General features: G+C 37.9%; 16 protein-coding genes and 1 pseudogene. 13 read left to right on the top strand and 4 right to left on the bottom strand.

Translation table 11 applies throughout. The features are described 5' to 3' along the window. Positions 1 to 3: 3 nt before the first annotated feature. From DV63_RS13360 to DV63_RS13345, 4 genes are all read right to left on the bottom strand, one after another. Positions 4 to 1,485, bottom strand: coding sequence for a Mur ligase family protein (locus DV63_RS13360; protein ID WP_001191340.1), 1,482 nt, complete (start codon positions 1,483 to 1,485; stop codon positions 4 to 6). Continuing rightward, entirely contained in the window at positions 1,472 to 2,197 is a 726-nt protein-coding gene (gene estV, locus DV63_RS13355) for a lipase EstV (RefSeq protein WP_001129399.1), read from the bottom strand. Before estV ends, DV63_RS13360 begins: the two co-directional genes overlap by 14 nt. Beyond that, positions 2,197 to 3,240 carry a D-alanine--D-alanine ligase gene (locus DV63_RS13350; RefSeq protein ID WP_020982420.1) on the bottom strand — a complete coding sequence of 348 codons (1,044 nt, stop codon included), beginning with the start codon at positions 3,238 to 3,240 and terminating at the stop codon, positions 2,197 to 2,199. Before DV63_RS13350 ends, estV begins: the two co-directional genes overlap by 1 nt. A 120-nt stretch (positions 3,241 to 3,360) precedes the next feature. Then, a complete protein-coding gene (locus DV63_RS13345; protein ID WP_000357104.1) occupies positions 3,361 to 3,837 on the bottom strand; it encodes a phosphatidylglycerophosphatase A family protein in 477 nt (158 codons plus the stop codon). 148 nt (positions 3,838 to 3,985) lie between these two features. On the opposite strand from DV63_RS13345, the gene DV63_RS13340 reads away from it, so the two are divergent. From DV63_RS13340 to DV63_RS13285, 13 genes and pseudogenes are all read left to right on the top strand, one after another. Beyond that, on the top strand, positions 3,986 to 5,095 hold the full coding sequence (locus DV63_RS13340) for a pyridoxal-phosphate-dependent aminotransferase family protein (RefSeq protein ID WP_031202397.1): 1,110 nt from the start codon (positions 3,986 to 3,988) through the stop codon (positions 5,093 to 5,095). Between the two features lie 8 nt (positions 5,096 to 5,103). Beyond that, complete coding sequence (locus DV63_RS13335; RefSeq protein ID WP_000559473.1) at positions 5,104 to 5,565, top strand: phosphoribosyltransferase; 462 nt, start codon at positions 5,104 to 5,106, stop codon at positions 5,563 to 5,565. Position 5,566: 1 nt separating this feature from the next. Beyond that, entirely contained in the window at positions 5,567 to 6,886 is a 1,320-nt protein-coding gene (gene rimO / locus DV63_RS13330; RefSeq protein WP_001165888.1) for a 30S ribosomal protein S12 methylthiotransferase RimO, read from the top strand. Positions 6,887 to 6,983: 97 nt separating this feature from the next. After that, complete coding sequence (locus DV63_RS18720) at positions 6,984 to 7,652, top strand: AAA family ATPase (RefSeq protein ID WP_423750045.1); 669 nt, start codon at positions 6,984 to 6,986, stop codon at positions 7,650 to 7,652. Positions 7,653 to 7,717: 65 nt separating this feature from the next. Beyond that, positions 7,718 to 7,873: a hypothetical protein gene (locus DV63_RS18715; protein ID WP_017179688.1), complete on the top strand. Its 156-nt coding sequence runs from the start codon at positions 7,718 to 7,720 to the stop codon at positions 7,871 to 7,873. 67 nt (positions 7,874 to 7,940) lie between these two features. Then, positions 7,941 to 8,549 carry a hypothetical protein gene (locus DV63_RS18710; RefSeq protein ID WP_017179689.1) on the top strand — a complete coding sequence of 203 codons (609 nt, stop codon included), beginning with the start codon at positions 7,941 to 7,943 and terminating at the stop codon, positions 8,547 to 8,549. A gap of 34 nt (positions 8,550 to 8,583) precedes the next feature. Continuing rightward, on the top strand, positions 8,584 to 8,814 hold the full coding sequence (locus DV63_RS18705) for a hypothetical protein (RefSeq protein ID WP_017179690.1): 231 nt from the start codon (positions 8,584 to 8,586) through the stop codon (positions 8,812 to 8,814). Further along, the gene (locus DV63_RS13310) at positions 8,811 to 10,511 is read left to right on the top strand and encodes a LeoA/HP0731 family dynamin-like GTPase (protein ID WP_001006078.1); all 1,701 of its coding nucleotides are present in this window, start codon (positions 8,811 to 8,813) and stop codon (positions 10,509 to 10,511) included. The genes DV63_RS18705 and DV63_RS13310 overlap by 4 nt, the downstream gene beginning before the upstream one ends. A 93-nt stretch (positions 10,512 to 10,604) precedes the next feature. After that, the gene (locus tag DV63_RS13305) at positions 10,605 to 10,910 is read left to right on the top strand and encodes a hypothetical protein (protein WP_000491696.1); all 306 of its coding nucleotides are present in this window, start codon (positions 10,605 to 10,607) and stop codon (positions 10,908 to 10,910) included. 8 nt (positions 10,911 to 10,918) lie between these two features. Further along, a pseudogene (locus tag DV63_RS13300) lies at positions 10,919 to 11,987 on the top strand (HP0729 family protein). 22 nt (positions 11,988 to 12,009) lie between these two features. Continuing rightward, a complete protein-coding gene (tilS, locus tag DV63_RS13295; RefSeq protein ID WP_000481238.1) occupies positions 12,010 to 13,053 on the top strand; it encodes a tRNA lysidine(34) synthetase TilS in 1,044 nt (347 codons plus the stop codon). Between the two features lie 76 nt (positions 13,054 to 13,129). After that, the gene (locus DV63_RS13290; protein ID WP_000346187.1) at positions 13,130 to 14,116 is read left to right on the top strand and encodes a tRNA dihydrouridine synthase; all 987 of its coding nucleotides are present in this window, start codon (positions 13,130 to 13,132) and stop codon (positions 14,114 to 14,116) included. Further along, the gene (locus DV63_RS13285; protein ID WP_000532552.1) at positions 14,086 to 15,003 is read left to right on the top strand and encodes an outer membrane beta-barrel protein; all 918 of its coding nucleotides are present in this window, start codon (positions 14,086 to 14,088) and stop codon (positions 15,001 to 15,003) included. The genes DV63_RS13290 and DV63_RS13285 overlap by 31 nt, the downstream gene beginning before the upstream one ends. Positions 15,004 to 15,082: the final 79 nt, after the last annotated feature.

The raw sequence follows: 15,082 nt of genomic DNA, 5'->3' as shown, positions 1-15,082 counted from the left end.
TTCCTAAATGTAATTGGGGGCGTCATTAGCGAATAAAATCAAATCGCCTTGAATCGTGGTGGCTTGTAAGATATTTTCCAATTGCACCTTATCCTTGAGTAAGATTTTTTGGGGGGTTTTTAATTTGGAAGCAATCGTTTTGGAGTTCAACTCCCCTGTGATGATAGCGACATCAAAAACCCCGTCTATTTTTTGCGCTAAAGTCTCATTACTTTCTGTATTGCTTTCCACTAATCCCGGTGTTACGATGACTTTACGCCCTTTGTGCAAACTCGCTAAACGAATGCCCTCTAACATGCCCTTTAAATTCCCATTAAAGCTATCGTCTATGATGATTTTTTGATTCACTTCCAAAAGTTGCAAACGATGGGCAATAGGGTTGAGTTCCAAAACAAGCCGTTTGATCCTTTCGGTTTCTAGTCCTAAATGTTTAGCGATCAAAATGGCTGAAGCGATATTATAAGCGTTAAATTTGCCTAAAACTTTCGTTTCAAAGCTTTCCCAAATGCTGTCTATAAGCATTTCAAAAGAAGTGCCTTTTAAAGTGGATTGGATGTTTTTAACCAGGCTAGAATAGTCTGTTAAAGGGCTATCTTTAGGGGCATAGGGTTTGATTTTTTCTACAGAGTAACAAAAGGCTTTTTCTAATCGTTTGGAATCCAATAATTCCGCTTTAGTCTCGCAAATATTTTCTAAAGTTTTAAAATATTCTAAATGCTGTTCGCCCACTTCTGCGACCACAGCAAGGTGCGGTTCAATGAGGCGGGTGATTTCTTTAATATCGCCCTTATTCCTTGCCCCGGCTTCAGCGATATAGATTTCACTCCTATCGTCTAAATTCTGGTTAATATCATTCGCAAGCCCTAAAAGGGTATTGACGCTTTTGGGGCTTGCATGCGCGTTGAATGTGGTTTGTAAGATTTGAAGCAAGAAATTTTTGGTGCTGGTTTTCCCAAAGCTTCCGGTAATGGCGATGACTTTTAAATTCTTTAAAGAGGTGATTTTATCTTTAGCAATTTGCAAATACCGCTTGGATAAGACTTTTTCAAAGATTAAAGAAGCGCTTAAAACGAATGTGAATAAACACAAATAGCCTAGCGCGAGCGAAACCCCATTCAAAGGGACTAATTCTGTATTTAAGATTTCATGCAAGATCAAAAATAACAATAAGAAGATAAAAAAGCGCTTCACCCTTGGCGTGAAAACTAAAGGCTTGTCGTTGCGTTTGGCCCAAACAAGGAGCATGGGTATTTGAATAACGCCGCAAAAGAAATCCAAAACATACGGCACTTTGAAAGCATACGATAGGATAAACACCCCTAAAGGCCATAAAAAATAAATCCCATGCCAACGCATTTTATGGTGCTTGGTTAAGATCCTGAACACGCTGTAATGATACCATTGCAATAAAGTCATTATATAATAGCCAAGCCCTGTTATAAAGAGCCAACGAAACGCTAAATTCAGCCAACTAAGACTTTGCATGATGATAATTCTCCACTAGTTTTTCAACCTCTTTTGCTTGGTTTAAAAAAAAGAAATGATCCCCTTCTAAAACGAATAACGCGCTTCTTTTCAATAAGGTTTGCATTTTTTGAGCGGAGCTTAAGGGGGTTGCTTTATCATCTTTACCCCAAAATAATAAAACTTCTTTCTCGCATCGTTTGAAATGATCGCTAAAGTCTTCGCTAATCACTTTTTTAAAGGTTTCATACATCGCTTGATTAAGCCCCATAGCGTCCTTACTCCTCAAAAACCCTAAATTCAAGCCTAATTTTTTAAAGATTTTAGCTAAAAGGATTTTACAACGCACTTTTAAGGGTTTTGGCTCTAAGATCCCTGCGCTGCTCAACAAAACAATTTGTTCGTTTTCACACAAGATCGCTACTTTCCCTCCAAAGCTATGCCCAAAGGCTACATGCGCTTTTTTACCCACGCTTTTTAAGAACAGGTTGATGATATTGGCATAATCTTTAGTTTCTAAAACTTTTTCATCGTTAGGGCTTTGATTGAAGCCTGGCAAATCCACATACAAATGGTTGTAATTCAAAAAACAGCCTTGAAACGCTTGCTGCATGATTTCCTTAGAGCTCCCCCAACCATGCAAAAACAAGGCGTTTAAAGGGCTATGGTGGTCTATAAAAGTGTAGGAAATGTCAAAAACGCTATCCAAATAAGCGATACTGCGTTTGGCCATTACTTATTCTTTTGGATTTGCAACAAATAAGAGTTTTTGATTTGGATTTTAGGGGTTTTGGGTAATGATTGCGCTAAATTTTCTAGCGTTGTTTTAAAATCATCAAACAAATAATTGGCCAAACTGCCAGGAATGGGGTTGATCTCATTAAGATACACTTCATTTTCTATGACAAAAAAATCGCAACGAATGATCGCGCCATCAAACAAATCGTTATAGAGTTTTTTAAAATTTTCTTTTAATTGTTCTTCTAGGGCGTTAGAAAGATTCGCTTTAGGGGCTTTGGTGCGTGAAAAATCCAAATATTTTTGTTTGAAATCTAAAAATTCCTGTTTGTTAGGCTCTTCAACATAGGAAAAACAAAAATCCTTTTTGATCTTGCAACCGGCTAAATTGTATTCTTTCACTCCTTGAATGAAAGGCTCTATTAAGACCTCTTTAGAATATTCAAACGCGCCGTCTAAAGCGTAAATCAATTCTTTTTCTTCTTTCACCACGCTCACCCCTAAAGAGCTCCCAGCGCTATTAGGCTTGATTATGAAAGGAAGATTAAAGTTCATCAAATCCAGGGCGTTAGCGCGGTTTTTTTCATTCAAAAGAACATAATCTAAAGTCTTTACCCCTAAGTCTTTAGCATAAAGCTTGGTTAAATATTTGTTATAACTCAACACGCTCGCTTCAACCCTAGGGCCTATAAAAGCGATACGATAAAATTCTAACAAACTCGCTAATTTCCCGTCTTCGCCATCGCCCCCATGCACAAGATTGATCACTAAAGGCAATTCTATCGTTTTAGCGCCTAAAAACGAGTTTTTGAGCAAACCATTATGCGCAAGGATTAGGGGGGGTAATTTTTTTTCTTTGATTTGAGCGAAGTATTTTGAATGCATGTCAGATTCTTCAATCAAATAAAAATGATGGTTTTCGTCTAAAAAAATAAAATATTTAATCCTATCCTTTAGTGCTTCTTTAAGCGCAATCGCGCTCACAATGCTGATTTCATGCTCAAAACTCGCCCCACCAAATAAAACGCAAAACTCCACAATCAAACTCCCTAAAAACGATTGCAATAAAGTCTATCTATATTTACCTAAAAGTCTATCTATATTTACCTAAAAGTCTATCTATATTTACCTAAAAAAAGGCTTTTGAATTTTCTTAAATTAAAGTTTAATGTTAAAAAATCCCAAAATATGGATGACTAACAACGCGCTCAATCCGGCTAAAACACCCGCTAAAGCGTCATCAGCCACAACCCCTAAGCCCCCTTTAACTTCTTTGTCTATTTTGCCAATGAGTGAGGGCTTAGTGATATCATAGATCCTAAAAAAGATAAAACTCAAAACCACGCCCGCTAACGATAACCCGCTAATTGCCATCGCCAGCCACATGCCCACTAATTCGTCTATCACAATGTAAGAGCTGTCATGGATCTTGCTCTCTTCTTCTTCCTTATCTATTTGAGCGATAGCGATAAGCCCAATCAAAACCGCCCCTAAAAACAAAGTGTTAGCCGAAAAAATTAAAATAGGTAAGCCTAGTAACAACGCTACTAAACTCCCTATCGTTCCTGGAGCTTTTTTAGAATACCCGCTAAAAAAAAGGGTCAGAAAACACGCACGAAGACCAAATTTATCCAATCATTGCCTTAAATTCTTTTTAAATCATGGCATTTTAGCATTTTATTTGCATTAAAAAGCGATTTTCTTAAACAATAAGGCTTAATTTTAAGCGCGTTTTAGTATGATAACTTTTAAATTCTCTCAAAAATTAAAGGTTAATGTTAAAATGTTGCTTTTCACTCCAGGCCCTGTAGCCATTAGCGAAGAGATGCGCTCAAGCTTTTCTCAGCCAATGCCCCACCACCGCACTAAAGATTTTGAAAAGATTTTCCAAAGCGTGCGAGAAAATTTAAAAAAAATGACCGGTTTAGAAGAAGTCTTGCTTTTAAATAGTAGCGGGACAGGGGCTATGGAAGCGAGCGTGCTTTCCTTGTGTCAAAAAGAGTTGCTTTTTGTTAATGCGGGCAAGTTTGGCGAAAGGTTTGGCAAGATCGCTAAAGCCCATTTTATCAAAGCCCATGAATTAGTCTATGAATGGGACACGCCAGCTCAAGTGGATGGGGTATTAAACGCGCTTAAAGCCAACCCTAACATTGATGCGTTTTGCATTCAAGCATGCGAGTCTAGTGGGGGGTTACGACACCCTGTAGAAAAAATCGCTCAAGCGATTAAAGAAACTAACCCGAATATTTTTGTGATAGTAGATGCTATCACCGCTTTAGGGGTTGAGCCTTTAGAAATAACGCATATTGATGCGCTCATTGGAGGGAGTCAAAAAGCGTTCATGCTGCCTCCTGCGATGAGCCTAGTCGCATTGAGCCAGAAGGCAATTGAACGCATAGAAGAACGCAATGTGGGGTTTTATTTCAATTTAAAGAGCGAATTGAAAAACCAAAGGAATAACACCACAAGCTACACCGCTCCTATTTTACACACTTTAGGGTTGCAACGCTATTTTGAATTGGTGCAAAATTTAGGGGGCTTTGAAGCGCTTTATAGAGAGACTAAAAAAACCGCTTTGGCCACTCAAAAAGCCGTTTTAGCGTTAGGTTTAAAGATTTTCCCTAAAAGCCCGAGCTTGAGCATGACAACGATTATTAACGAGCATGCCAAAGAATTGAGGAACCTTTTAAAAGAAAAATACCAGGTGCAATTTGCGGGCGGTCAAGAGCCTTATAAAGACGCGCTCATTCGTATCAACCACATGGGGATCATTCCTGTTTATAAAAGCGCTTACGCTTTAAACGCCCTAGAATTAGCCCTAAACGATTTGAATTTAAGGGGATTTGACGGCGCGGCGAATACAACCTTTTTGAAGCAATATTATGAAATTTAAGGATCACAATGCATTATTCTTATGAAACCTTTTTGAAAGACAGCCTAGAATTAGTCAAACAAGTAGAGCGCATTTGCGGTGTCCCAGAAGCCCTTGTGTGCGTGATGCGAGGGGGCATGACTTTAGTGCATTTTTTGAGTTTGCGCTGGAATTTAAGGGAAGTTTATGGCATCAATGCGATTTCTTATGACACCACCAACCGACAAAACGCCCTAAAAATTGAAAATATCCCCACGATCAAAGAGCGTCTGAAAACCATTCTTGTGGTAGATGAAATCGTAGATAGCGGTAATTCTTTAGAAGCGGTGCTTAAAGTGTTGCAAAATAAACACCCTGATAAAAAGTTTTATAGCGCGAGTCTGTTCCAAAAAACAAGCGCAAAATACAAAGCCGATGCGTTTTTAAAAGACGCTCCTGAATGGATTGATTTCTTTTGGGAAGTGGATTTGAAAAACTTAAAAAGCCATTAACATGCAAATTAAAGAAAACAAACAACTCTGCCTGATCTCATTAGGTTGCTCTAAAAATTTGGTGGATTCAGAGGTGATGTTAGGCAAGCTTTATAACTACACGCTCACCAACGACACCAAAAACGCCGATGTGATTTTGATCAACACTTGCGGTTTTATTGAAAGCGCTAAACAAGAGAGCATCCAAACCATTCTAAACGCCGCTAAAGACAAAAAAGAGGGGGCGATTTTGATTGCGAGCGGGTGCTTGAGCGAACGCTATAAAGATGAAATCAAAGAGCTGATCCCTGAAGTGGATATTTTTACCGGCGTGGGCGATTATGACAAGATTGATATAATGATTGCTAAAAAACAAAACCAGTTCAGCGAGCAAGTGTTTTTAAGCGAGCATTATAACGCGCGCATCATCACGGGATCGAGCGTGCATGCTTATGTTAAAATTTCTGAGGGTTGTAATCAAAAATGCTCTTTTTGCGCTATCCCTAGCTTTAAGGGGAAATTGCAAAGCAGGGAATTAAACTCCATTTTAAAAGAAGTGCAAGATCTGGCTCTTAAGGGTTATAAGGATATGACTTTTATCGCTCAAGATTCTAGCTCCTTTTTATACGATAAGGGGCAAAAAGACGGCTTGATCCAGCTCATCAGAGCGATTGACAAACAGCAAGCCTTAAAGAGTGCTCGAATCTTATACCTCTACCCCTCTAGCACCACTTTAGAGCTTATTGGCGCGATTGAAAGTTCGCCCATTTTCCAAAATTATTTTGACATGCCCATCCAGCATATCAGCGACTCCATGCTTAAAAAGATGCGGCGCAACTCCAGTCAAGCGCACCATTTAAAGCTTTTAAATGCCATGAAGCAGGTTAAAGAAAGCTTTATCAGAAGCACGATCATTGTGGGGCATCCGGAAGAAAGTGAGGGCGAGTTTGAAGAATTGAGTGCGTTTTTAGACGAGTTTCGGTTTGACCGGTTGAATATTTTTGCTTTCAGTGCTGAAGAAAACACGCATGCCTATTCTTTAGGGAAAGTGCCTAAAAAAATCATCAACGCCCGCATCAAAGCCTTGAATAAAATCGCTTTAAAACACCAAAACAACTCCTTTAAAGCTTTGTTGAATAAGCCCATTAAGGCGTTAGTGGAAAATAAAGAGGGCGAGTATTTTTACAAAGCTAGGGATTTGAGATGGGCGCCTGAAGTGGATGGGGAAATCTTGATCAACGACAGCGAACTAACCACCCCTTTAAAACCCGGGCATTACACGATTGTGCCTAGTGCGTTTAAAGACAATATCTTACTCGCTAAGGTTTTAAGCCCTTTTTAAAGGCTAGCCATAAGGCTAGAAGCGTGGCCAGAGCGTGGGGGTTTGCGTTTTTTTGTTAAAATGCGTCAGAAAAATGCGTTTGAGGCAAGAGGCAAAAATGAAAAACATTTATTTTGATGTGAAAGCCAATATTGAAAAGCTCCAAAATATTTTTAAAAACACTGATGATAAAGATGAAAGACTGAAAAAATCCAACCAAGAAGCGTTGGGGGTGTTTCAAAAATTAGAATTGGAAAGCTTAAAAGAGCTTGAAAGTTTAAAAAATAATGAAGAGTGGGAAAATTTTACTATTGCCTTTTATGGGGAAACCGGTGCGGGGAAATCAACCCTCATTGAATGCTTGAGGCTGTTTTTTGAAGAACGAAGCAAAATGAATGAACAAGAGCGATTCAAGCGGCTCTATTCAGAGAAAAATCATAGAGGTAGCGGGCATGCTCTTTCAACACTGGAAAAATTCCAAGATGGAGCGATCATGGGCGATGGGAGGAGCGATTTCACTACAGAAACCAAATCTTACACCCTTAAGCACGGCAACAAAACCTTTACTTTGCTTGATGTTCCAGGGATAGAAGGCGATGAAAAAAAGTTATTCAGCAAATTTCTAACGCTACACAAAAAGCCCATGCTATTTTTTACGTTACCAAAAAGCCCACCCCTCCGCAAAAAGGAGAAGAGGGAAAAGAGGGGACGATTGAAAAGATTCAAAAGCAACTTGATTCGCAAACAGAGATATATACCCTATACAATAAGCCAATTAACAACCTAAGAGCCTTAAAAGATGGGCTTATTGATGAAAGCGAAAAAGAAAGCTTAAAAATTTTAAATAAAGAAATGAAAAACATTTTAGGCAAACACTACGAGGGATATCAAATAGTCAGCACCCAAATGGCTTTTTATGGCCTTTCATCAGCGTTGCTGCAAGAGAGTGATTTTTATAAAAACAAACAAAAATTTTTAGATTTTTTTAAAGCGGAAGAATTATTATAAAAGCCGTTTCCAACAATTAGGTGGATTTATAGCCGAAGAGCTTCTTAAAAACTCACGCAAAAAAATCATGAAATCCAACTGCAACAAGGCCTTAAAGGCGATAGAAAAATTACAAGAAGCGATCAAAACCACGATTAACAGACAGATCGATCCAACCATCAGAGAAATAAAGAACCACCACCAAGAAGTTTGCGACAGATTGGATCGTTCTAAAGGAAAATTTATATCCAATTTAGAAAAATCAGTGTCCGAAGAAAAAGAGCGATTCAAAGTTGGTTTTAGAGAAGAAATGCATGCGCGCATTGAAAAAGGTATTGAAAATAAGGAATGTAAAACAATGTTTAAACATGAACTCCAAAAAGGCACGGAAAAATCGGGTGAAAACATAAAACGGCGTTCTAATGAATGCAAGGAACGATTTGTTGAAGAGATAAAAAAAGATATTGAACAATTTGAAGAAAGGATTAAAGATTCTCTAGTCAATTTAAATCGCATCAACATTGATAGTGGTTTTTATTTCAATATTGATAGCGGTATTAATAAAATAGGCTTATTCGCTTCAATAGGAGGTTTGGCTTTGCTTTCACTAACGCCTGTAGTAGGTGGGATTGCACTAATTGGAGGATTGGTTTTAGGAGTAATTGGGATAGTTAAATCAGTGTGGAGTTTTTTTTGATTCAGACTATAAAAAATCCCAACAAAGAAAAGAAGTGGATAAGAATTTAGATAAAGTTTGTGAAAAAATTGAAGAGGATGTGAGAAACCAGATTGAAAGCGGCAAAAAAGCCACATTTGGAAAGATTGAACACTTAAAAGCTAGGCTTAACGATCTTGTTGATAATCGCAAATGCATGAGGGAAGGGCTAATAAAGGCCGGCGAAGACTTATGGCGCTTAGCTGATCGCATCAAAACCACATTAAAACAAAGGATCGTTCAATGAATGAAACGCTAGAACAATTTAAAGCAAATCAAAAGAGGAATCAAGAAAATCTTAAAAAATTGCTTGATTTTATCCATACTGGAGAGAAATACGGCATCCAGATTGAAGAGTCTCTCAAAGACAAAATCCGTAATGCGATGGAAAATGTTGCCGATCAAAAATTGAAAGTGGCTTTAGTGGGAGGTTTTTCTGAAGGAAAAACATCCATAGCGGCAGCTTGGATCGATCGCTTGGATGAGAGCATGAAGATAGCCCATCAAGAATCAAGCGATGCAGTTAAAATCTATGACATAGACAATGAAATGGAGTTGGTTGATACCCCAGGATTATACGGGTTTAAACAAAAAGAACACGATAGCGGCAAAATAGAGCACTATAAAGATATTACCAAAAAATATGTCAGCGAAGCCCATCTCATTTTATACGCGCTCAACCCGTCAAACCCCATCAAAGACAGCCATAAGGACGATTTGAATTGGTTGTTCAGGACGCTCAATCTTTTATCTAGGACGATTTTTGTCATCAGCCGTTTTGATGAAGAAGCGGATATTAAAGATGAAGAAGATTACAACAAAAGATTTAAAATCAAAAAAGAAAACGTTCAAAACCGACTAAATAATCTCATTTCTTTAAGCGAAGAAGAAAAAGAGAGTTTGAGTATTGTCGCTGTCGCTGCAAACCCTTATGATTTGGGGGTTGAACACTGGCTAGAGCATAAAGAAGAATTCCAAAATCTTTCGCATATCAAAACTTTGCAAGACGCGACGCAAAAAAAGATTAAAGAAAATGGCGGGAAATTAACCATCATAGAAGAAGCCAAAAAAAGCATCATTCAAGATGTTATCTATAGGCAAATGCCGCTTGCAAAACAAGAGCGACAAGATATTAAGAGAGAATTGGAAGATTTGAATAAAGCGATGGAGAAAAGGCTAAAGGAGATTCAAAATTTAGAGGGCGAAATTTCTCAAGCCCGCGCGAATTTAAGAGAATTTATAACGAGGTATTTTAGCGGTCTCATCGCTCAAGTTTCTGGCACCAGCCTAGAAACCTTTAATGATTTCTCTATGAGAGAAATAGGCGATAAAGGTATCAATATAGAAACAAGAGTCCAAAATGCATTTGCAAGAGAAACGCAAGGGGTTTTCAATGAAATGGCTAAAATCGAGACGAGTTTTGGTGCCGATTTGAGTTCTTTTGAAAAACAAGCCGGAACATTGGGGAAAATTGGAACCAATCTTTTAAATCAAAGCGGGTTTATCAATGCGACTAACATCAAACTGGTTAGAGACGGGATAGCGGCTGTGGGAAAATTCGTGGGCATCGATCTGGCTTTCAAATTCAAACCTTGGGACGCTGTAAAATTGGCAGGAAACCTGAACAAGGCTTTACCGCTTATTGGTATTGCTTTTGAATTATGGGATTCTTATAACAAATACCAAAAAATAGAAAAATTTGAAAAAAATAAAGAAGAAATGAAATCCAATTTTGACAATCAAAAAAAAGAAATTTTAGCTCTCATCAATGATGAAGCCAAATTCAAACAAACATGTTTCCCGAACGCGTTGGAACTAGAAAAATCCTTTCAAGAAATTGAAGAAGAAATTAAAAAAACGCAAGAGTTGGATCAAGAATTTGAAAAATGGATTCAAACCGGCGAAGATTTTATAGAAGTTGAGCCTGAAAGAGGAATGGACTGAATTTGTGTTAAAATACCGAATGCGCCAACGCTAGAACGCTTGCTAGTTTTTGGCTAGTAAGCGGTGTTTTAAATCTTTTAATAAGGAAAGGTCATGTTTTCTAAAATTTGCTCATCTCTTAAGCTTGCAAATACGCTTAAGGGATTTTTATGTAAACGCATTTCAAGCCCTGCGCAGAGCGCTCGCATTGCCAGTGTGGTTTTGGATATGAAAAACGCTTTTGAGGGTGAAAACGATCCATCAAGTAAAGCGGGTAAGACTTTGGATTTGATCGTGAGTTTTAAGAAAGAATACCCGCAGGATTTTGACGAATTGTTTGAAATTTTAAAAGAACTCATCCAAGAATACGAGCAAAATCCTGATGAGATCAAGCAAAACCTTAAAGAAATCTTAAAGTAAGACAAGGCATGAACCACCTTTTAATCCTCTACAATCCTTACTACCAACAAGATGTCATCCAACAGCATTTAAGCGTTTTACAGGAAAAATCCCAAGTGGGTTTTGGTAAAATCCGATCCAAGCTCAACGATCAAGAAAAGCACGACTCTTTAGAAGAGATTTACAAAGCCACCAATGAAAAAAATTTTTTGCAGCTTTTTTTGACCGATTACGCTAATTTATTTGCCGCTAAGGTGATAAAGGTTTCTAAAGATATTGATGAGAGTTTGATCCCTAGTTATTATAAAGAAAAAAATTTGGAAGTGGAAGACTTTTTTATTATCAGCGATTTAAGGGAATTAGTCAGGGAAGACTTCAGCCTTTTAAGGGATCAATTTTTAGCCAATTTCATCGCGCCCAACAACCACACTTACGCCATTTATGGGAATAATTATGTCTATCCTTTGCCGGTGAGATTAAAAAAAGAGCGTTCTTATTTTCTAGGCGATGAAAAGCATTATTTGAGCGTGTATAAAAGCAAAGAATATTTAATGATGCAAGAAAATTTCATGCGTTTTGTTTTTGGCAAAAGGCTTTTTTACCTCTTACACCCTGATAGCATCAATAACATCATCCATGCAGAATTAGAGCTTTTACAAAGCGAAAACGATCTTTTGAATGATTTTACCAGCATCATCGTCAAATACTCTAAAACTTTAGAACACGAAATTTATCATTTTGCTAAAAAAATTCTTTTAAAGGCTTGCGCAAAAGATCCCAACCTTTATGATTTAGATTATAAAGTCCAAGGGAAATCTTTGATACTTGAAGATTTTTTCACTCAAAAACCTAATCTTGGGAGCGTTAAATTTTTACTCAGGCACGAAAAAGTCCAATGCCATTTAGAAGAAAGCTTAAACCGATTCATCAATTATCCTTTTTCAAAAAGTCTCACCCTCATTCAAAAAATCCGCAATGAAGCCGTCCATAAAAAAAGCTCCAGGTTTGCATGAAGTGGAAAAACTCAGGAATGAAATTTTAGGCATAGAAGGCGTGAGCTTGTTAAAAGGCATTTTAACCCACAAGGAAGTTTCATGAAAAAATGCGATGGATTGAATCTATGTTTAATGCCGATTTGATAGCACGAGATTTAAAACCCTATTTAGAGTCTTTAAGAGAGGGGAAAAATTTATTGGGTTTTTCGGGTGGGTTGGATTCTACTTGCTTGTTCCATCTTTTGGTTGGAGAAAACATCGCTTTTGACATCGCTTTAGTGGATTATAACACGCAAAAACAACGCCTTGAAATCATCCAACACGCTCAAACACTCGCAAAAACACACCATAAAAAATGCTATATCCATTACGCTCAAAAAATCGCGCGCAATTTTGAAATGCAAGCGAGAAAGATCCGTTATGATTTTTTTGAAACTTTGATCAAAGAGCATTCTTACAAGCATTTGATTTTAGCGCACCACTTGAACGATAGGCTGGAATGGTTTTTGATGCAATTAAGCAAAGGATCTGGATTGAACACGCTTTTAAGCTTTCAGGCTTATGAAAAAAGAGGGTTTTATGCGGTTGTTCGCCCCTTGCTCTACACCCCTAAAGACACCCTTAAAACGCTCGCTAAAGATTTGAAATTTTTTGAAGATAGTTCTAATTCTTCTTTACAATTCAAACGCAATGTTTTCAGGAAAAATTACGCTAACTCCTTGATGCAACATTATTCTAAGGGCATTATCCAAAGTTTTAAATTTTTGGATAAAGAAAAAGAGTGGCTTTATCCTTTAACACCCGTTTCACAAATGCATGGGATCACTTTTTTCCAATATTCGCAAAACGTGCTTTTTATGGTGGATAAAATCTTAAAGCAAAAGGGGTATGTGTTGAGCTTTTCTCAAAAAGAAGAAATCAAACGCCATTTTTTCAGCCTAGAAATCGCTCAAAAATTCATCATTGAAAAGGATAAAGAGCATGCGTTTATCGCTCTTAAACCCCAAAAAACTTTAAGCATGCCAAAGGATTTTAAAGACAGAGCCAGGAGGTTGAATATCCCCAAACGCTTACGGCCTGTTTTATACGCAGAGTTTTTAAAACAACCAACGCATGATTTTTTAACCCGTTTCAAACAGAGTTTAATGGATCAAAGAGCTTCATTTTAATCAAGCGGTAAGTTTTAAAGCGCTTTTTAACCTTGATTGTGTCAAAATACAGCAAAAAACTTTGATATGAGAGCGAATGGACTTTAAGAATAAAAAATGGCTTTTTCTAGCCCCTTTAGCAGGCTATACGGATTTGCCTTTCAGGAGCGTGGTGAAAAAATTTGGCGTGGATGTTACCACAAGCGAAATGGTGAGCTCGCATTCGTTAGTGTATGCGTTTGATAAAACTTCTAAAATGTTAGAAAAATCCCCTTTAGAAGATCATTTCATGGTGCAAATTTCAGGCTCTAAAGAGGGCGTAGTCAAAGAAGCGGTTGAAAAAATCAACGCTTTAGAGCATGTGAGTGGGATTGATTTTAATTGCGGTTGCCCCGCTCCTAAAGTGGCTAATCATGGTAATGGTAGCGGGCTGTTAAAGGATTTAGACCACTTGGTGAAGCTTTTAAAAATCATCAGAGAAAACACCAATAAAAAAATCACAAGCGTGAAAGTGCGTTTGGGCTTTGATCAAAAAATCCCTAAAGAAATCGCTCATGCTTTAAATGACGCGCCGGTGGATTATGTGGTGGTGCATGGGAGGACACGAAGCGACAAATACCAAAAAGACAAAATAGATTATGAAAGCATCGCTTTAATGAAAGGGATTTTAAAAAAGCCTGTGATAGCCAATGGCGAAATTGACAGCGTGAAAAAAGCCTTTGAAGTCTTGCAAATCACGCAAGCTGATGGGCTAATGATAGGGCGAGCAGCCTTAAGAGCCCCATGGATATTTTGGCAAATCAGAAATAACACCACAAAATTGCCCGCAGTCGTGAAAAAAGATTTGGTTTTAGAACATTTTGATAAAATGGTGGAGTTTTATGGGGATAGGGGGGTAATCATGTTCAGGAAAAATTTGCATGCTTACGCTAAGGGCGAAATGCAAGCGAGCGCGTTTCGCAACTGCGTCAATACCCTTACAGAAATAAAGAGCATGCGAGAGAGTATAGAGGAATTTTTTAATCAAGAAATGTTGCAAAGTGAAGTGCCATTATGGGTAGAATTGAATCAAAAAAGCGTTTGAAAGCGCTTGTTTTTTTAGCCAGTTTGGGGGTTTTGTGGGGCAATACCGCTGAAAAAACGCCTTTTTTTAAAACGAAAAACCACATTTATTTGGGTTTTAGGCTAGGCACAGGGGCTAATGCGCTCACAAGCATGTGGCAACAAGCTTATAAAGACAACCCCACTTGCCCTAGCAGCGTGTGTTATGGCGAGAAATTAGAAGCCCATTATAAGGGGGGTAAAAACCTGTCTTATACCGGGCAAATAGGCGATGAAATAGCTATTGATAAATACCATATTTTAGGATTAAGGGTGTGGGGGGATATAGAATACGCTAAAGCGCAATTGGGTCAAAAAGTGGGGGGTGATACCCTTTTATCCCAAACAAATTATAACCCAAGCGCGATTAAAACCTACGATCCTGCTTCAAACACTCAAGGCTCTTTGAATTTGCAAAAAACCCCAAACCCCCAAAACTTCCTATTCAATAACGGGCATTTCATGGCGTTTGGTTTGAACGTGAACATGTTTGTTAATCTCCCTATAGACACCCTTTTAAAACTCGCTTTAAAAACAGAAAAAATGCTGTTTTTTAAAATAGGCGTGTTTGGTGGGGGTGGGGTGGAATACGCAATATTGTGGAGTTCTCAATATCAAAACCAAAACACCTATCAAGATGATAAATTTTTTGCAGCGGGTGGGGGGTTTTTTGTGAATTTTGGGGGTTCTTTGTATATAGGCAAGCGCAACCGCTTCAATGTGGGGTTAAAAATCCCTTATTACAGCTTGAGCGCGCAAAGTTGGAAAAACTTTGGCTCTAGCAATGTGTGGCAACAACAAACGATCCGACAAAACTTCAGCGTTTTTAGGAATAAAGAAGTTTTTGTCAGTTATGCGTTCTTGTTTTAGTTTGGCTTTTTTCCCATTAAACACTGATGATAAAATTCAAAAGATCATTTTATCGTTACAAAAATCAACATTTCAAAGA

The sequence above is a fragment of the Helicobacter pylori FD535 genome, assembly GCF_000296015.2.
GTDB classification, from domain to species: Bacteria; Campylobacterota; Campylobacteria; order Campylobacterales; family Helicobacteraceae; genus Helicobacter; species Helicobacter pylori_CT.
Note: the sequence above shows the minus strand (reverse complement) of the source record. Positions and strands in the feature narration are given on the sequence as shown.